The 18,961-nt window shown below is 66.8% G+C and carries 10 protein-coding genes and 1 pseudogene; 3 read left to right on the top strand and 8 right to left on the bottom strand.

What is annotated here, in order from left to right; all coding sequences use genetic code 11:
* Nucleotides 1-20: 20 nt before the first annotated feature.
* The 4 genes from OG293_RS00055 to OG293_RS00070 form a co-directional block, all read right to left on the bottom strand.
* Complete coding sequence (locus OG293_RS00055) at nucleotides 21-3,029, bottom strand: AAA family ATPase (protein WP_405996664.1); 3,009 nt, start codon at nucleotides 3,027-3,029, stop codon at nucleotides 21-23.
* A gap of 1 nt (nucleotide 3,030) precedes the next feature.
* Nucleotides 3,031-4,194: an exonuclease SbcCD subunit D gene (locus tag OG293_RS00060; protein WP_405996665.1), complete on the bottom strand. Its 1,164-nt coding sequence runs from the start codon at nucleotides 4,192-4,194 to the stop codon at nucleotides 3,031-3,033.
* A gap of 375 nt (nucleotides 4,195-4,569) precedes the next feature.
* Nucleotides 4,570-6,390, bottom strand: a complete 1,821-nt coding sequence (locus tag OG293_RS00065; protein WP_405996666.1) for an ATP-dependent nuclease — start codon at nucleotides 6,388-6,390, stop codon at nucleotides 4,570-4,572.
* 353 nt (nucleotides 6,391-6,743) lie between these two features.
* A complete protein-coding gene (locus OG293_RS00070) occupies nucleotides 6,744-6,863 on the bottom strand; it encodes a DUF6207 family protein (RefSeq protein ID WP_405996667.1) in 120 nt (39 codons plus the stop codon).
* 336 nt (nucleotides 6,864-7,199) lie between these two features.
* Here OG293_RS00070 and OG293_RS00075 point away from each other — a divergent pair, with 336 nt between their 5' ends.
* Nucleotides 7,200-7,541, top strand: a complete 342-nt coding sequence (locus OG293_RS00075; RefSeq protein ID WP_405996668.1) for a helix-turn-helix domain-containing protein — start codon at nucleotides 7,200-7,202, stop codon at nucleotides 7,539-7,541.
* A gap of 227 nt (nucleotides 7,542-7,768) precedes the next feature.
* Here OG293_RS00075 and OG293_RS00080 read toward each other — a convergent pair whose 3' ends face one another.
* The 3 genes and pseudogenes from OG293_RS00080 to OG293_RS00090 all read right to left on the bottom strand — a co-directional run.
* Nucleotides 7,769-8,122, bottom strand: a complete 354-nt coding sequence (locus OG293_RS00080; RefSeq protein WP_406003457.1) for a peptidoglycan-binding protein — start codon at nucleotides 8,120-8,122, stop codon at nucleotides 7,769-7,771.
* 3 nt (nucleotides 8,123-8,125) lie between these two features.
* Nucleotides 8,126-8,305, bottom strand: a complete 180-nt coding sequence (locus tag OG293_RS00085) for a hypothetical protein (RefSeq protein WP_405996669.1) — start codon at nucleotides 8,303-8,305, stop codon at nucleotides 8,126-8,128.
* A gap of 1,014 nt (nucleotides 8,306-9,319) precedes the next feature.
* Nucleotides 9,320-9,481, bottom strand: a pseudogene (locus tag OG293_RS00090) (ferredoxin); the annotation flags it as partial.
* 537 nt (nucleotides 9,482-10,018) lie between these two features.
* On the opposite strand from OG293_RS00090, the gene OG293_RS00095 reads away from it, so the two are divergent.
* Nucleotides 10,019-14,098 (top strand): hypothetical protein, encoded by a 4,080-nt coding sequence (locus OG293_RS00095; protein ID WP_405996670.1) that lies wholly within the window; start codon nucleotides 10,019-10,021, stop codon nucleotides 14,096-14,098.
* Nucleotides 14,095-14,919, top strand: coding sequence for a serine peptidase (locus OG293_RS00100; RefSeq protein WP_405996671.1), 825 nt, complete (start codon nucleotides 14,095-14,097; stop codon nucleotides 14,917-14,919). The genes OG293_RS00095 and OG293_RS00100 overlap by 4 nt, the downstream gene beginning before the upstream one ends.
* Before the next feature lie 258 nt (nucleotides 14,920-15,177).
* On the opposite strand, the gene OG293_RS00105 is transcribed toward OG293_RS00100, so the two are convergent.
* Complete coding sequence (locus tag OG293_RS00105; protein WP_405996672.1) at nucleotides 15,178-18,438, bottom strand: P-loop NTPase fold protein; 3,261 nt, start codon at nucleotides 18,436-18,438, stop codon at nucleotides 15,178-15,180.
* Nucleotides 18,439-18,961: the final 523 nt, after the last annotated feature.

Raw genomic sequence — 18,961 nt, forward strand, 5'->3', positions numbered from 1 at the left:
TGTGGCATTGCGGGAAGGGGTTACTCGGCGGTGTGGGAGACCGGGTGCAGGGTGGAGCCGTCGGTGCCTTTTCGGACGTGGAGCTGGCTGGTGATGCGGCGGCGTAGTTCCGGGACGTGACTGATGAGGCCGACGGTGCGGTTGTGGTCGCGCAGGGAGTCGAGGACGTCGAGGACCTGGTGGAGGGTGTCGTCGTCCAGGGTGCCGAAGCCCTCGTCGATGAAGAGCGTGTCCAGAACGCGTCCGCCTGCCTCGTACGTGACCACGTCGGCCAGGCCCAGGGCGAGGGCGAGGGAGGCGAAGAAGGATTCGCCGCCGGAGAGGGTGTCGGTGGTTCGGTCCCGGCCGGTCCAGGCATCGGTGATTTTCAGGCCCAGGCCGGAGCGGGCACCGTTCGAGGCGCGGTCGTCGCTGTGGGCGAGGGTGTAGCGGTGGTCGGACATGAGGCGCAGTCGCGTGTTGGCGGCGTCGACGATCTGTTCGAGGCGGGCTGCGAGGACGTAGGCCTCCAGTTCCATGCGGTCGCGGTTGCTCGTTGAGGTGCCGTGGATGACCTCGTGGAGGTGGTGGACGGTGTCGTATGCCTCTTGCAGGGGGTGCAGGCGCTGGATGCTGTCGGTGAGGCGGGTGGTGAGCTCGGTGAGCTGGTCGTGGCGGGTGCGGGCTGCGGTGGTGGCGGCGACAGCGTTGGTGTGGCGTTGGGCTGTTGTCTTGTTCAGGTGACGGGCGCCTTCGAGGTCAGCGGGGGGCTGGGCTGCCGCCTGGGCGAGGGCGGGTCGCTCGAGGGTGGCGGTGTGTACGGCGCGCTGGTGGCTGAAGTTTTTGATCTCTTCTTCGATGGTGTGCAGCGCGTCGTCGTCGAGGAGGGCTTCTTCTGCGGCGTGGACCGTGGGGAAGTGCTGCTCGTGTGCGGCGGTTTCGGCCTCGCCGGCGCGCAGGGTGCGCTCCGCTTCCAGGCGCAGGACGGCGGTGGCGGAGGTGGCGGCCGTCTTGAGTTGGTCGGCGGTGCGGTTGAGGTCGGTCAGGCGGTCGGTGATGGAGGGTGCCTGCTGGCGTGCCTGGTCCAGTTGGCTTTGGAGGTCGGCCAGCTGGGTCGCGAGGTAGTCGTATGCGGTGTTGCGGGCGGCGAGGTGTTCGCCGGCGGTGGTGGCCTGGTCTGTCATGGCCGTGTGGTCGCGGTCGAGAGCGGCGAGTTCCTCGCCTGCGGGTCCGGCGTCGGAGGCTGTCTTCAGGGTTGCTTCGAGGTCGGTCTGGGCGGTGGCCAGGAGGATCCGGATGTCATCCAGCGGGGTGTCGCCGGCCTGGGCACGGGCCTGGGCGAGCAGTTCACGGGCCTCGTGGAGTGCGGCTGCGGCGCCTTCCCTGGTCTTCTCAGCCTTGAGATGGCGGGTTTCGGCCTTCTGTTCGTCCTCGCGGGTGGGCTGCCCCGGGTGAGGGGCGGCCTTGGCGGGGTGGACGCATGATCCGCACACCGGGCAGGGTGTTCCTTCGGCAAGGTCTGCGGCCAGTTCTGCCGCCATGCCTTCGGTGCGCTGTCGGCGCACGGTGATGTAGGCCTGGGCGGCCTCACCGACCGCCTTGTCAGCTCTCTCCCAGCGCTTTTCGCGGGAGGCGACGTCGGCGAGGCGGGCATCGCGCTGTTCGGCTGCCTTGAGGCGGCGCTGCAGGTCCGCGAGGGAGGTCTGCTGGTGAACGCTGTCGGTCTCGGCGCGCTGTGCGGCGTGCAGGCGTGCAGTCAGCGCGGCACGGCGGCTGGCTTCCTTGCCCAGCCATTCACTGGCTTCGAGCTGGTCGGCTGCCAGTGCCTGGCGTTCGGTGTCCAGCTGTTGGAGATCGTGCGCCATCTGCCACATGGCGGCTTCCTGGGGCAGGAGGGCCTCGACGAGTGTGGCCTGGGCCCGTGTCTGCTGTTCGGCGGCGGTGAGTTCCTCGGCGGAGGCGGTGGTGTGCGGGGCGCGCAGTGCGTCGCGGGCTTGTCTTTCGAGAGTCTCCGCGCCCGTGTGCTCATCGGCGGCGGTGTGGGCGGCCTGCAGGACCGCCGCGAGTTTCGCGGCGCGGCGGGCCTGCTGCAGCTGGTCGGTGATGTGCTGCTGGCGGGGCGCCTGCTGTTCCAGCTGTTCCAGTTGCTCGGCTGCGGTGCGGTGTTCGGTCTGCTGATGGTGCAGCAGGTCCACGGTCCGCTCGTGCGCCTGCTGTACGGCCAGGTCTGCGGCCGCATCCTGCATCTGTGTGTCGGCCGCCTCAAGGTGTGTCGCCGCGGTCTGCACCAGGGAGGTCGCCCACGTGGGGGCGGCGTCGGGCAGGGTCTGCGGGTCGTCTGTGGCGGGGGCGTCTGATTCGTGGTCGAGGCCGGTGGCGGCTTGGTGGATGCGGTCGATGAGGCTGATGACGTCGCTGCGGGCGGCCTTGAGGTCCTTCTCCGCCTCGCGGCTGCGGTTGAGCAGCCAGGTGTCGATGCCGGTGAAGCGGCTGGTGCGGAACAGTTTGCTGAGGAGGTCCTTGCGGGCGGGTGCTTTGGCGCGCAGGAACTGGGTGAACTGGTTCTGCGGCAGGAGGACGACCTGGCAGAACTGGTCGCGGCTCATGCCCAGCAGGGCCTGGAGATGGTCGCCGATCTCGTCGTGGGCTTTGCTGACGGCCTCCCACCGGTCCTGGCCCGTGGTGTCGTCGTGCTTCCGCTCGCGCATGAGCGTTTTGGCGTTCTGCCAGGTACTTCCGGTGCCGCGGGCCTTGGGCCGCGGCTGCCGGGGACTGCGGGTGATCTCCAGGCGGTGGCCGGAGAGAGTGACTTCGAGGGTGACCTCGGTGAGCAGATGGGCGGCGGCGTGGTCGCTGCGCAGGAGCTGGTCCCTGTCGCCGGGCGTTTTGTTGTACAGGGCGTAGCAGATGGCGTCGAAGACGGTGCTCTTGCCGGCTCCGGTGGCTCCGTGCAGCAGGAAGAGGCCCTCGCTGGTGAGCGATTCGAAGTCGATGGTGTGGGTTCCCGCGAAGGGGCCGAAGGCCTGCAGGGTAAGGCTGTGCAGGCGCACGTCAGACCGTCTCCTCGTGTGTGGTGTGCTGGGCGTGCTCGACGGCCTGGCGCAGCAGGGCGTGTTCGGCGGGGGTGGGGGCGTCGCCGCGGACCTTCGTGACGAAGTCGCAGGCGATGTCGAGGTCGTTGCGGCCTTGCAGGCGCTGGGTGTAGGTGGGGTTCTCGCCTGGCTGTTTCAGCTGGCCGGGGTTCGGGGGCACCAGGGACAGGACGTGGGGGAAGCGGCGGCGCAGCTGGGCCATCGGTTCGTAGGGCAGGGCGGGGTCGGTGAGGGTGACCTGCAGCCAGCTGCCGGTCAAGGGCTCGTGGACAGGGTCGGTCAGCAGGTTCTTGAGGGTGCCCTTCACGCATGCCAGGGGGCGCGGGACGGGGGTGTTCACGCCGCTGAGGGTGACGGTTCCGTCGCCGGCCATGTCGACGACGGTCAAGGACTTGGTGTGGTGGGTTTCGGAGAAGGAGTAGGCGAGCGGTGAACCGCTGTAGTGGATGCGGTCGTTGACGTCCTGCGCGCCGTGAAGGTGGCCGAGGGCGACGTAGTCGATGTCGTGGAGGGTGCCGGCGGCGACGTAGTCGAGTCCTCCGACGGTGATGTCGCGTTCGCTGCTGGAGCCCTCGCCGCCGGCGACGAAGGCGTGGGCGATGACGACGCTGCGGGTGGGGGGCGGGTAGGAGGCGAGGTCGGTGCGGATGCGGTCCATGGCTGCGGTGGTCACGGCCTGGTGGCTCTTGTCGGTGTCGAGGCCGTCGTGGGTCAGGGACGGCTCGAGGTAGGGGATGCCGTAGACGGCGACGGTGCCGTGGTCGTCGTCGAGCAGGACGGGGCGGGTGCAGGCGGTGTCCGGGTCGGTCCGCAGGTGCACGCCGGCCCGGGCCAGGACGCTGGCGCCGACGCCGAGCCGGTGGGCCGAGTCGTGGTTACCGCTGATCATGATGATGGGGATGTGGAGCTCGGCGAGCTGGGTCAGTGCGCCATCGAAGAGCCGTACGGCGTCGAGGCTGGGAATGGCCCGGTCGTAGATGTCCCCGGCCACGAGGATCGCGTCGACCTGTCTTTCGCGGGCCGTGTCGTATATGTGCGTGAGGAAGGCGCGCTGGGCGTCGATCAGGTCGGCTTCGTGGAACCGGCGCCCGAGGTGCCAGTCCGAAGTGTGCAGGAACCGCATGAGCACAGACCGTAACCAGCGGGAGGACGGTGGCGGGCGGTTTTCCTGATAAATGCTGTATCGACTGTGAGTGGGGGGCCGGTGGTGGGTGGTGTTTCACCGGTCTCGCCGTGGGTCGCTGGCGTGGGCGCGCTACCGGGTGATTGTCAGAGGCAGGGGGCAAGATGGTCGGTAGGGGGAAGGAGGATGTGATGTCGTTATCGCGTTCTACCAACGCTGGATCTGCTGTGGCGCCGAACGGTTGCCGCTGGTGCGGGATCGAGGCCCGAGGTCACGGCCGGCAGCATGTGGCGGAGGCGGGCTGGCACGCGTGGACGGTTCCGACGCTGCAGCAGCGCAAGGAACGCATGCTGCAACGCCGTGCCGACAGGCCGGTCAGGAAGCCAGGTCCTGAATGCTCCTGAAGGCGTTCCTCAGCTGCGGGGGGACGTCCTCGGCCTTGGCAAGGGTGGTCACCAGCGCGTAGAGCATGTCGTCCTTGCCGTCAGGGCTTGTCTGCGCCGCCTGCTCTTTGACCATGGTCAGAACGCGGCCGCTGAACTTCCCACCGCGGTGTGCGGCGAAGTGCTCGGTGGTCCACTCCGAGTCCGTGGGCCGAGGCCAGTGCGTATTGGCCGCCAAGGCCCACTGGGCATCGGTGAACAGTTCCTCGAGTTCGTTGAATCCGTCGGCCTCACCGACGTAGGAGACCTGAGTGGCCAAGTCGAGTCCTGTCCGGATGAGCCGTTCGGTCCTGAAGTGCTTGTTGGTGCGGCTGTCCGCGTCGACCATCAGCATGACGGTACGGCGGTTCTTGACGAGGTAGCCGGCCAAGTGCAGGGCTCCCTCGTTGTTGCCGCAGGCCCACAGGGCAATACCGGCCGCCTGGAGGGAGAGACCCTGAGAAAGGCGGAACAACAGCGGCAGACACTGCTGTTCGGTAGGGCCTTCCACGGCGAGGAAGCACCGCTCGTGCAAGAGGACGGAGTTGCGCAGCCCCACCGCGGCGGCGATCTGGCCGAGATGGAAGTCGACGCCGTCGTGGGACTCGTCCGCCAAACGCTCGACGATGGTGCGGCCGCTCTCGCTGAGATGGAGATGGACCACGTCGGCGATGTCGACACCGTCGATGAGATTCATCGAGTGCGTAGCGACCACGACGCTGACGTGGGGCAGGGCGCACTGCTTGCGGATGATGTCCATGACGGTGCGCTGGTGGCGGTAGTCGAGGTGAGTGTCGGGCTCGTCGTAGACGACGATGGTCTGGGTCGGCTCCTGCTCACCCCTCTCCCCCGCGGTCAGTTCGCTGCTCTCCAGCAGATTGCTGGTCCACTCCCACACGGCAAGCGCGATCCGACGGTTGCTGCCCTGGCCGGAGCGCGTGAGATCGACGGGTTCCCCGTCAGCTTTGGACACCTCCAGCGGGGCACGCTTGAAGCCGCCCTTGAAGGAAACCTCCGGCTTGACCTGCACACCGACGAATTCACCGCAGTGCCGGCGGATGTGCTGGCACAGAGAGTCGGCTTCCTTCTCCAGACGCTGGGTGACTTCCGCTTCGATCTCCCGCACACGTCCCTGCAGAGTCTCGTCCTCCAGGTACGTCTCGTAGCAGCTGTTCAGCGCGGTGCGAACGGCGGCGTCCGGGCTCTCGTCCTTGCCCCCGAACGACAACAGTCGGGGCAGTCTCTCCTGGAGTTCCTTGGCCAGGGGCTGCCACTGCTCGACCTGGGGTGCCGTGGCCGCGTAGGCGTTGAGGGCCTGCACCAGGTCATCCTTCAGGGACCCTGACGGGGTCAGCGAGAACTCGGCCACCAGCTCGGCCAGTTCGCCCTTCAGCATTCTGCCCACGTCATGGAGGCGGCTGTCCGCCGGCCGGGAGCCGAAGTGCTCCCACCTGGCCGTCTGGCCCTCTTCGGCAATCCGGCGGATCCGGGCGGTCTGCGGCAGGGCAGTGGCAGCCTGCTCACCGGCATCGAGGGTGAAGACGCCCTCGACCCATGTCTGGGAGCAGCGGCCGCCCGCGGCACCCTCCGTCTGGACGTACGTACGGTCCTCGTCCGTCAGCCGGTGGTCTCCCAGAAGGAAGGCCAGCGCTGCCAGTACAGCGCTCTTGCCCCCGTCGTTGCGGCCGGCCAGGATCGTCGGGCCGCTGACGGGAATGTTCTCCACCTGCGCTAAAGAGCGGAAGCCGCACACGGAGAAACGGGTGAGGTACACGGTCGAACTGCTCCGAATCTCCCTCTGCGGATGGAGGGGGTGTGACGTGCGGGAGTGCTTGTACGGGTGGGATGGATGAGTACCCGTAACGGGCCGTCATCCTAGAGGGGCTGTCGGCGACAGCCGGGCGGTTTGGGTCAATTCGGCGATCTCAAGCCGACTGGACAGACACTGGCCGACAAGACCTGATAGAAGGCACGGCACTGCGGCCCGTTGGTGACCCCCCGTCTCCGTCAGGTGCACCAACCGGAACCCGCACAGTCGGCGTTCAAGCACTGACGGGCGCCTGGCCGCTGTCGGAAACCGCGAGCAGCATCGTCGTCTGGAGGGGCACCGGTCCGGTCTTCGCCAAGTCAGGGTTCCGGGGTGGGCCTCTGGCGAAGATCCACGTAGCAGCGAAGCCGTACCCCAGGCTCCCCCACGTCCCGTGTTGTCTCCTGTGCCGTCGCTATGGCCCACCGTTCGGCGAGCAACTGCTGGAATGCGAAGGCGGTTGCGTCGTCGGCGGCTGCACATCAAGGACGATCAGGCCCGGTTCCCTCACGTGTGTTTCGTTGATCGGATCCATGTGGGGCATCACGCCGGGCCGTTCAGAACAGGTTCCGTGACTGCGTGGTCTTCACTCGACCCGGGTGCAGACGGCTTTGGGGCGCCCTCTGCAAGAGACCTTTACTGACTTCGGCTCGTCAGAGTGAATCTTCGCGAAGTCCCTGAAGGACCTGGGGTGATGGCTGAAGCTCATGGTGTGTGAGGTGTGGCGATGGGGGCGGGCTGACCGCTGCGGGACGGCAGCGCCGGGAGACGGTGCGGTGCAGGCGACCGAGCTGTTCGAGCAGAAGGCCAAGCCGCCGGAGGTGGCACGGCGTCTGCGGGTGAGCCTCAAGTCGGCCTACCAGTGGCACCGGCTGTGGCGCGATGACGGTATACAGGCTCTGGGTTCCCGTGGCCCGAGCGGATCGCGGTGCCGTCTGTCCCCGCGCTCTCTGGAGAAACTGGCCGCATATCTGGAGCAGGGACCGGCCGCGCACGGCTGGGTCGAGGAACAGGTGTGGACCGCCGCGAGGGTGGCCACGCTGATCGGCAGGAGTTCCACGTCTCCTACAGCGTCTCCGGGGTGCCCGGTCGACGCTGGGAGAGGGTGGCCACGCTGATCGGCAGGAGTTCCACGTCTCCTACAGCGTCTCCGGGGTGCCCGGTCGACGCTGGGCGTACCCAGCGTCGCACGGGCACGACGGGGATACGGTCGGCCCTCCGGGCAGGGCACCGGAGCCCCACACCCCCGTGTCGCGGCGACCTCAACCGACCGGCACGTTCACGACGGCAGACGTGCGGGCGGCGACGGATCGCGGCCCGCACATCACCGGCACCGGGCGCCGAATCAGGCGCAGCCGGCCGACGAGGTGTAGGAGGCGCTCCGCCAGGCGCCGTTGATCCAGCCGTAGTAGACGCCGTTGACGCGGCGGAAGATCTCGATCCAGGCAACCTGGCCATAGACGCCGATGTCCCTGTTGTTCCCCTCGTCGCCGAGGAAATCGTCCGCGACGCTCAGGGTGGCGGGTCCAGCGCTCCCGTCGTCCTCAAGGTGAAAGTCGCGCTGGAACGCCGCCGTGGCCGCGGTCGTCTGGGGACCGAAATCGCAATCGATGGACCCGTCGTAGTACCCCTGGGCCTGGAGAAAGAGCTGCCACAGGGCGGTGGCCCGGCTGTACCTGTGATCGTTGGAGTCCAGGATCCCCTAGTCGCCCCAATCGTCGTTGACGCCGCTGCCCCAGCCGGCCCCGTAGAAGTAGCCCTGCGACACCGACGCGGCGGCCGGCGGCGCCGCCACCATCCCCCCGGCGAAGACGGTCAGCACTGTCAGCACGAAAGCGGCCCCTCTTCGGAGCAGCGCACCCGTCGATCTCAAAGCGGACATCTTCCCTCCCCTTCGGCCCGCGACCTCGCGTCACGGCGTGCGTACTCATATCAAGGGGACGGGAGCGAAAGCGCCCCTGGATCTGCAATGTCCATGACATCAGCACAACCGGAGGCGCGAACCCTCCCATCCGCCGCAGTACACAAGGACTTCCCGGGTGCCGGTCCCAGCGCCAGGTGCTGCACCGGGACGACTGCTGGGCTACCGACGGGACACTCCTCGGTCACCCCCGGGCGGCGGCAGCGGCGGGCGCAGCCGCCCTGGAGCGGTGCCCCTGTGCCGGCCCGCGCCGCCGGGCTGGCCGCGCTCGGTTGGGCCCGGCACTTCTACTGGATCACCGGCTCAAGCTAGCGCTGCTGCTGATCGAGCCGCCGCGCAGGCCACGGCCGGACACGACTTTCTCTTTCGTCGGCATCAGCGCGCGGCGAGTCTGCGTGCACCCGCTCGATGAGGCGAAGACGGCCGTGCAGCCAGGGCCGCTACCCACCGACCACCCGGGTCGTCGTGTTCGATGCCACCGGCGTCAAGACCTGGCTGTGGGATCCGCAACGGACCAAGGGCACGACCGGCCTTGCGGAGAAGGCACTGCGCGTGCGCACCAACCAGGTGGCGACCCAACCCGCACCCCGTGGGGCTCTCACTTGTCCCCCGTTCTAACGTGTTCTGGGTTCTACTGTCGAAGTGCCTGCGCCGTGACGGGACTTCTGGGCTTGGCTCAGGCGGCCCCGCACACCGCGCCCTGGATCGGGACCGCCCGCTCCAGGGCTGCCCCGCGATAAGGGGCAAGGGCGCTGGGGTGCCGTTGTTCTCGCTGCGTCGGTGCACAGACGCGAGGACTCGCCCTCCACCGCACGGTTTTGGCCTGTCTCCGGCTGGTTCGTCCGCCGCGCCTGAAGCGCTGCAGGTGACGACCTGCCTCCTTTCGTGGTGCCGGTCTGGTGAGGCCACGCACGGGAGGAGGCCGATCGACGCGGCGCCGTCTGATCGGGCGTGCCGAGCTCGCGGCCTGGGGAGAGGGCCGGAAGGTTGCGGGGCGACCTCCTCGATGCGCAGGGCGAGCGCCGGGCAGCGCTGCACCGCGCGGAGCGCCTTAGCATCCAAGTAGCGCGGTACCTGGGCCTGGGCGGCGGTCGGGAAGCCGTCGGCGCCCAGTTCGAAGACCTCGGGGAGGATGTCAGGACTCGCAAGGCCGGCTCGCCCATCCTGCAGGGAACGGCGGGCGCCTTGAAGGCTTCGCTGGCGTCAGTTGAGCGCCCGTGTGACGGCTGAGACAGCGGAGACCTACGGATTCGCACCGTCGCGCCTGCTCGAACGCAGGGCGCTACCTTCGGGAACCCGCGTGCCGGTGAGTGGTTCGCTGGTGCGATTACCGAGGGCGGAATCGCGCCCTTGTGTCCTGTACGAGCCGTGTCAGGACATTTCGCAGCTCTCCTCGGGCGGCAGTGGACCTGGTCGACAGGCCAGAGAAGCCACGTTGCCACGGTCAGGCGGCGAGGGCGCTTCTTCGCTGATGCCGTGTCTGAGCTGGGCATCTACGGGGTGGGGGTCAAATGACGGCGGCCTTTTAGATCACAGGCGCACCGTTCTAGTCACCCTTGCCTTCATCGGCGAAAAGCTCACCCCATGCCGTTAGGTGACGAATAATAAGCGCCACGTGACAATCCGTGAGGGCGGGTTCGCGTCACAGGGTGATCAGCGCGAGGAGGCGCGGCGGTGCGTCAGCGGGGGGCCCGGCATGGGCTGTGCATCGGTATCGGTACGTTTCGAGATCCGCAGCGTGAACCGGAGATCGACGCACTGAGCGACCTGGATTTCGCACGGGCTCGCGCCGCGAGAATCGGTGAGGTCCTGTCGGAGCTCGGATATACCTGCGTGACGGACGACGAGACGTCGCTGTCCAGCGGAGAGGCTCTCGGAGAACGGGTTCTGGCTGAAATCGGGAAGCGCGCGGCGGACGATGTACAAGTAGTCCACGTGGTCAGCCATGGATTGCTCGCGCCCAGCGGCATGTATCTCGTCGGAGCGGATGGCAAGCACGCTCGTGGCAGCGATGTTGCGGACTGGATCAAGTACCACGAGGACTTCAGGGATGAATGCCGGCCCGTCACCCTGTTCCTCGTCGACGCGTGCCACGCGGGGGCCGCGGCCCGGTTGTCGTGGCTGCCGGCGGCGGGAAGCGACACTCGCGCCTGGGTGATCGCTGCAACTCCGGGTGACCAGGAGGCATATGACGGCGTGTTCAGCCGGGCGGCCGCCGAGGTGCTCTCCGAAATCGCTCGCGATCAGCTTGATCTGTACCCCAGTGAATATGTGCGCTTCGGAGATCTCGTCGAGCTCATCCGCGGACGGGTGGCCCTGCTCGGCGACCGCCGTCAGTACGTCACGAGCACACCGGTCGACGGTGCGCCGGAGCCGCCGTTCATCGTCAACCCCAGACGGTCCACGGACTCGGCGCTGGCTCAAGCCAAGCAGGGCCTGGACCCGGTGGCCCGACCGTTCCTCGACCTGGACCAGTCGTTGGATGCCGGGCACTTCGCCGACCGAGCGGGAGGACGTCTGCTGGGCATGGGGTCGATGGCGGCAAAGGTGCAGGGATGTTTCACCGGTCGCACGGAAGAACTCGCCCAGGCGACGCGCTGGATCACCGACGGGCCCGGTTCCCTCCGCTTGGTCACTGGCGGAGCAGGATCGGGGAAGTCGGCGGTGCTGGGCATTCTGGTGTGCTCAGCTCATCCGCGACTGCGTGAGGCCACTCGACGGTTGTGGAACACGGTGCCCTCCCATGCGGTGCCGCCTGTGACCCAGAACCTTGCAGCGGTCCATCTCCGTGAGCGGGATATCGGTGGAACCGTGAAGGGGCTCGCTGCTCAGTTGGGGATTCCGCTCCCCGATGGCAACGGCGAGAACATTGATCAGTGGATCGTCGGCGAAGTGGCTCGCCTCCCGGATCCGCCGTTGATCATCATGGATGCCCTGGACGAGGCCATCGACCAGAAGATGATCATGGAGTTGCTGCTTCTTCCATTGGCGCAGACCCTACGGGCGGACGGTCTTCCCGCGTGCAGGCTCCTGGTCGGGACCAGGCCCTGGCGTCAGTTTCGACCCTTGCGGGAACTGGCAGACGAGCAAGGAGGGCTGGTCGATCTCGACCGGGTGCCGAAGGGCCGGCTCCAATCCGAACTCGCCGCCTACGTGACCGATCTGCTGAGTCTTGCGCCGTACGAGCTGCCCGTCAGGAGGCAACTGGCCAGGGGGGTAGCCAAAGCGCTGACTGGTGCACGGCACCGCGGAGGGGAGTTCCTCGCGGCCTCGCTGTTCAGTAACTGGCTCCTGCACACGCACCCCACCGGCGTCACCGAAGAGAAGGCCGTGGCTCTGACCAGCCAGGTACCGCAGAGTGTGCCTGAGTTGCTCGACCTGGACCTGGCGATCAGTCCGCACCGTGCCGGAACGGCTTCCAGCGACGAGGTCGGACGCTGGTCCAAAGCGGTCCTGAGGGCGGTCGCCTACAGCCGCGGCCTAGGCATGCCCGCGACGGTCATCCGTCGGCTGGCACCTCTGATCCTGCCCGGTGATGACGTCTCCGGGGAAATCAGCCCTGCCCTGCTGCGCAAGGTCCTGGAGCGTGTGCGGTTCTACCTTCGGTCCAGCCCAGAGGTGGATGGCACTACGCTCTACCGCATTTTCCACCAGGGTCTTGTCGATCATCTGCGTGTTCCGGACAGCGCTCTCGGCGGTCTGTACGACCGGCTCATGGAACGGACGGCAATGGGGCCTGACGGCCAACGGTACGTTGCTGCAGCGGAGCCCTACGTCGCCCGCCATGCCGTGGAGCACGCCGTGGACGCCGGCCGCTTGGACGAGCTCGTGCATGTGGACTCCGAAGCGCTGCGAACGCTGTTCAACGCCGTGCAGACCGGTCCTGGCCGTATTGCGGCGGCAATCTGGCGCCAGTCGGACACGGACCCACATGCGTCGGGCTCCGTCTCGCAAGTTTCGCCAGTTGAAGTCCGACGCGATCTGCTGAGCCTCGACGCAATCCGGTTCGGCGCAGACGAGGTGGCCGCCCGCCTCACATCAGTCCCGGGTCTGCGCCCCCCGCTGTGGCGTCCGCTGTGGTCGACCAACGGACAGTTGGACAGTCCGGAACAGCGGGCCGTACTCACCGCGGAAAATGGCGTGACGGCAGTGGCATGCACGACACTGAACGGCTCGCCCGTGGCAGTCTCCGCCGAGAACAATGGTGATATCCGCGTATGGGACCTTGTTAGGGGCATCCAGATCGGTTCGCCGACGAGACGCAGGAACCACGTCGCCCGCAAGCTGGTATGTACCACTTTGGAGGGCCGGCCGATCGCCGTCACCGCAGACGCGCACAACCAGGTGAGCGTGTGGGACCTCGCCGACAAAACTCCGCTCGACCTGGGCTCCCGACGAATGAGAAAGCTCAAGAACCTGGTCACCAGTGCTCCAACGATCGTGAATGCGAGCAGGACCGACGACGCCCTGACCTCAGATTCGTCCCCCAGTGACGCAAAGGCCGATGGCGTCTACGTGTGGGACCCTGTCGCCCGCGCTCCGCTCGGGCACGCACTCATGGGAAGCCTGAGCCCCTATGCGGAGGTGGCGTGTCTGGAACGGGACGGGAGACGTATAGCCGTCACAGGCGGCATAGACGTACGTGTCTGGGACCTAGCTGACGGACGGCCGATCGGCCCGCCGCTCATCGGCCACCGGCAGCGAATTTCATCGGTCGCCTGCACAACGGTCGCGGGCAGATCCGTCGCCGTCACAGGAAGCAGCGACGGGACGGTCCGAGTCTGGGACTTGACCGACATCACGGGGAACCGGTCAGCGCCGATCACTCACACCGATTGGGTACAGGCCGTGTCCTGTGCCCGGATCGACAACCGAGTCGTGGCTGTGACGGGGGGATACGACAAGACGGTGCGAATGTGGGACCTCTCGAACAGAAGGCTCACGGATCTGGCGATGCAGGGCCACGACAGGGCGGTGCGAGCCGTGCGATGCGTGACGCTCGACGGCAGGCCGACGGCCGTCACCGCGGGTCTCGATAAAACCGTGAGGCTGTGGGATCTGCGCACCAGTAAGCCCGTCGGCAAGCCGCTCATCGGCCACGGTGACTACGTCTGGTCGATTGACTGCATCACCCTGCACCAACGCGTCGTCGCCGTCACTTGCAGCAGTGATGCAACAGTGCGTCGATGGGACCTCCATACCCAAAAGCCCCTCGGGCAACCACTGACAGGGCATCGCGGCACCGTCTGGTCGGTGGCCTGCACGATGGTGAACGGCCGACCCCTAGCTGTGACCGGAGGCGATGACGCCACGGTGCAACTGTGGAATCTGCGTAGCGGTCGGCCCCGCAAGCGTCCTCTCGGCCAGCACGATTCTCCGGTCTGGTCGGTGGCCTGCACGACATTGAAGGATCGGCCTGTCGCTGTGACGGCAGGGAACGACGCAATCCGTATCTGGGACATCACCTCCGGAACTCCCGTCGGTGCACCGATGATCGGCCACGAAGGGCGCCTCAGAGCGGTTACCTGCGCCACCCTCGACGGGCGGCCGATAGCTGTCAGCGGAGGCGACGACAAAACATTGCGGACCTGGGATCTGACTACCGGACAGGAACAGGATCGGTTCAATCTTCCCGCGGCCGTCTGTGCCCTCGGCTTCGCTCCGGAAGGCGGACTCGTTCTCGGCTTCGGCTGGCAGGTCGCCGGCCTGCACCACGATCCAGACGGGGGAAAACAATGGACACGGCGTCCGTGAAAATTCTGGGCGTGCACGGAGTGCACAACTATCAGGCGGGGTTGCACGCCCGGCAGGCTTCACACCGTCTCGCCACGTGGTGGCGAGACGCCATCCTGAACGGCCTCGAAGCCGAAAGTGAGGAAGGGCGCCTGGGCGTCGACGTCGCCTATTACGCGCACCACCTCCACCGGGGCATCGCCCAGGGCGACGACGATCCGGCACACCTCGACCCGGTCGTGCAGCGGCACATCGTCGAATGGGCCACTCTGTTGGGCGCCCCCCAGGTGACAGCACAAGGTCGATTGACCGTGCCGGTCCGCTCCGCGGTCGACTGGGTGGCCGACCGCTACGGCCTGGATCACCGACTGGTCCGGATCTTCGTGACGAAATTCTTCCGTGAACTGGACCTCTATTTCAGCGATCCCGTCTCCCGGGAAGCAGCCCGTTCCGAAGTGGTTGATGCCGTCATCCGTCATCGCCCTGACGTGATCATCGCTCATTCGCTCGGATCCGTCATAGCTTACGAGGCACTGTGGACGATGGGGCCATCCGCCGTCGACCTGCTAGTCACTCTCGGCTCTCCACTGGCCATGCCTGATGTCGTGTACGAACGGCTCGCGCCACATCCCGGTCCGCGCGCCCGGCCTCCAGGTGTCGCCCGCTGGATCAACATCGCCGATCCCGGCGACTTCGTCGCGGTGCCACAAGGCGGGGTCGCAGCACGCTTCGCCGATCTCACCGCAAACCTGCAGGACGTTGTCGGGGTCTTCAGCTACCACAAAGCAACCAGTTACCTCGCGTGCGGAGCGGTGAGCGGAATCATCGCCAGCCATCTGTAATTCCCTGTGTCCTCCACCGGCGCGTTCGACCTGGGTCGGCCTCGACGTTTGCCGTCGGCCGGGCGGTCGAGAAGGTCGGGTCTTGGCAGCGCGCTCCTCGGGCGTGTAGTTGTCGCGGAGGCGCTTGGCCAACGGCGACGAGCCGTCACCCCGCACCGCCATAGTTTCATGCCGTCAGGTCTACACAGATTCCCGGTTGTGTTCCCATTGCTCTGGTGCAACCGCCGCTGAGACTCCAGCGCGTGGCGTGCATCGGGGTCACTGCTGGCCGATGGGCATGTCCGGTGGAGAGAAGTCTCGGGTGTGAAAGCTGTAGCGCGCCAGGTCGGTGCACCAGCGCCGGTAGTGCCCGACCGTGAGCGGGACGTCAAATGCAGCCTGAAGGTCGCGTAGGACGGCGGGGAGTACCCGTGCCAGGCGCCCGTAAGCCGACTGGTTTTGGGGCGGCTCGTCGAGCAATGCCGTGATGAGTGTGTCGTCGTTGGGGCAGGCCAGCAGTCGTCGGAAGAGCTCTTCGGCTGCTCTCGGGTTGCCCGCCAGAACGCCCAGGAGGATCTGTACAGCCTGGTAGGGGGCAGGGCCGGTGCTGCTGGCAAAGGCAGGTAGGTCGGTGGCCGGCATTCCGATACGGACAAGCCGGTAGAGGTTCACCAAACGCTTGGCGGCCCGTGGTGTCGGCAGGAGCCCTCCGAGCTGGGCCATGAACGCAATCTCCGCAGCTCCGATCCGCAGGCCTTGAGGCATCAGGTCCGCGTCTTCCATAGCCCTGGTGAGCGGTTCAGGCCCGGGCGGGGGCTCAGACACGGTGGCTGTGGGGTCAGCTGCCTCGTGGTGCAGGGGAAGCGAGTTATCCCTCTCTGCTTCAATTCCGTCGGCAGTGAGTGACGGATCGAGAGCTGAGGACGCCATGGGGGCCTGCGGAGTGCCATCGGTGTCAGAGGTCGGCAGCAGGGAGCGCAGATAGCGCCCCATTGTCTGGGCCGCTGGTGCATTCAGGGCGTAGGGAATCTGGAAGATTTTGTCGAGGTAATCCACGGGGGTGGCGAGCCCGTTGGCGTCCGAGGCCGTGTCGTCGGCCGTGGGCGTGTTCTCGTGTTGGAAGAGTGCGTTGTGGTGGTGGCGTAGCGAGTGGATCAGCCAGCGTGCGTCGACAGCCACGACCACGACGAACAGATCGAGACCGAGCATCAGGTGCACGGCTTGTAGCACTTCTACGACACGGTCAGGCGGGCAGCGGTCGAGGTCGTCGACATACAGGACGATGCGTTCCAGCGGTGGCGGGGACGGTGTGCCTTCTGTTCTCCACTGGAGTCGGGCGGCTTTGAGGTCATGGCTGAGTCGCAGGAGGTCGGCGTGGGCCTGACCCAGTACTCCCTGGTGCGGTCGATAGGAGGTTCCGTCGGCGTGTTCCTGAAGGAAGTCGCCAAGGCGTGCTGCTGCATCGACGAGGGCCAGTCGTTCCCGCAATGCACCGATCTCGGTTTTGAGAGCGCGCTGCTGCGTGACCAGTTCGCTGTACCGGCGCTCAGTGAAGGCGAGCATGTCTCGGTGAGCCGTGCGTAGTCTCCGTAGCAGTGGACGGATCGGAGTGGTGGCGGCGGCGATGGCGAGCAGGCTGGTGATGACTGCGGTGAGCGTGCCACGCAGGAGCCAGACGCCTGTTGCCACGCCCGCCAGAGACAGCCACATTGCCAACACGGGCAGACTGAAGCGCAGGTCCTTGGCGATCTGGCGCACGGCGGCGCGTCCGACGAGGTAGGACCTGACCGGCGACCCCAGCGTTGCGAAGCGTCCAGGTGCGGGCGCTGCTCTGTCCGCTGCGGTCAACTGTTCGGACAGTTGCTGCTCGGCCTCCTTGCGCTGCTCCAGCTCTGCGCGCAAGGTCTCGCGGTCCCGCCTCGTCTGCTGGGGATCCGGAGCGGAGCCCAGCGCGTCCTCGGCCTCACTGGCCAGGGCGGTGAACAGATGCGTGATCAGACCCGTCCACACGTTGGTGTCGCTGTAGTGCCAGGCGTTGAACCGGACTTGACGGACGGAGGAAACGAACGCACTGCGGCCGGGCCGCGTGCGGGAGAGGCGTGCCAGCAGGTCGATATGCCGTTCGATCTGCAGCATCAAGCTGGACTTGCCGGCACCCCAGTTCCCGATGAGGGCGATCGACAGTGGCGGCAGGGTATCCACAGCAGCGATCAGTTCAGCGAGCACTTCCACGTCCCGGACCACTCCCAAGCGGTCTTCGGGACTGGGGCCATCGCTGTGGACCCCTGCCAGGGGCCGGGCTCCGATCCGTGTGGTGAAGAGACTTGGGCCGCCCTCGACAACGTCCGGGTGATCGAGAGTGAAGTCAAGGATCCGCTCCCGGACCTTGTCCTGTTCCATCTCGCCGATCACATCGCGCGCCACGGTCGTGGCATAGGCGCGGATCAGATCGTGTATCGCCCAGTGTTCGGAGTTCGAGGTTTCCTCGATCAGGTGTGCTGCGGCAAGTTCGCCAAGCAGGTGCTGCGCGTCGCGTGCGGTGGTGTCGAGACCCGCCGCGACCACTGCGGTGGAAAACCTCTGGCCGACGGTGAGGGCGAGCAGGGACAGAAGCCGTCTTTGCTCCTCAGGAAGGCTGCGATAGGAGAGCTCGATGGCTGCCCCCACACTCACTTCGCCGTGGCCGAGGTGCTCCAGCCGCTCTTCGGCGCCGACTAGCTCTCGTGCCAATTCCGAGAGCTGGCGTCTGGGGTAACTGGCTAGCTGGCCAGCGACGATGGCCAGTGCAAGTGGCAGGCCGCCTGTCCTCTGCACGATGAGCTCGGCGGCTTCGGGGTCGTCGGCGACTCGGGAGTCCTCAGGGTTGCGCCGGTGGACTGCGGCATCGAGCAGTTGGAGACCTTCGGCGGCCGGAAGCGGTCCTAGGCTGATGTTGAGGGCCATGAGGGACGGCAGACGGTGCCGCGACGTGATCACGACCCGGTGCCGCCGGTCGGCCGGCAGCAGGGGACTCACCTGCTCCACTGTGGCGACGTTGTCCACCATCAACAGGACAGCACCCTGTGCACCAGCGAGTACCGTGTGGTACATCGCCGCCCGGCTGTCCAAGTCGATCGGAATCTGCTCCGGGTGAGTTCCCATGGACCTCAGCACCGACTCCAGCGCCTGGGAGGGATCGACCGGCACAGCTCCGGCGGCGTGTCCGTGCAAGTCCAGGTAGAGGGCGCCTCCAGGAAACCAGTGCCGCCGCACGGCTTCATGAGCCGCTTGCAAGACCACGGAGCTCTTACCGACTCCGCCCATGCCGGTCACCAAAATGGCCGGAGGCTCATCCTCTCGGTCATCAGCCGGAGCAAACTGCTCTAGAAGCTGCCGCACTTCCTGGGTCCGGCCGGTGAACACATCGGCTGGGCGCGGCAGTTGATACGGCACTTCGAAGGGGGTCGTGGGGCGGTGCATGACGAATGTCTGGCCGATGAAGCTGCTGCCTACCTGGACCGCTGCTCCGCTCGCAACAGCCGAAGCCCTGGTGTCTTCCACGCGTCTCCCCGCTCTGCTCGCGCTCTCCCTAAAGAGCCGAAAGACGCGCTCGCTCATTCGAACTCCCCTAAGGTCTCATGATGCCGGGCCTACGGGGTGATGTCCTGGTCAATGCGCTGGTGCCTGGCAACTACTGTCGCAGGCGGGCTAAAGACGCACGTTTCCAACTGCTCGCCACTGTTTGCGAAGCTTCCGCGTTGGGGTGCTGATCACCAACAGTGTTCAGCGGCATCAACCGTCCAGGGCGGTTCTCTGTCGCTGCCTGTCTCCACATGATCCAGAGCCTAGCCAACCGCCTTCAGGGCGGTTTCTCATCAAGTCCTCGTACGTGGCCTGGGCCCAGGCGTCGAGCTCATCCCCGATCGATTGCACAACCGTCAGGGCTTCCTCGTTCAAACCGGTCCGGGGCCAGCACCTCAAAGAGCTCGCCTCCCCGAACGCGAAGGCCAGCATCTGCTCGGGCAGCTGGCGAAGCGCCCTCCCCTTACCCCCTTCCCACTCGGGAAGGGGCGCCCCCTTCCTC

Source organism: Streptomyces sp. NBC_00829 (assembly GCF_045161795.1).
In the GTDB taxonomy this organism is placed as follows: domain Bacteria; phylum Actinomycetota; class Actinomycetes; order Streptomycetales; family Streptomycetaceae; genus Streptomyces.

What these genes read in the sequence shown, in the direction of transcription:
- OG293_RS00085 (WP_405996669.1), bottom strand. Translation starts at nt 8,305, where the DNA reads ATGTCCGCTTTGAGATCGACGGGTGCGCTGCTCCGAAGAGGGGCCGCT.
- OG293_RS00060 (WP_405996665.1), bottom strand. Translation starts at nt 4,194, where the DNA reads ATGCGGTTCCTGCACACTTCGGACTGGCACCTCGGGCGCCGGTTCCAC.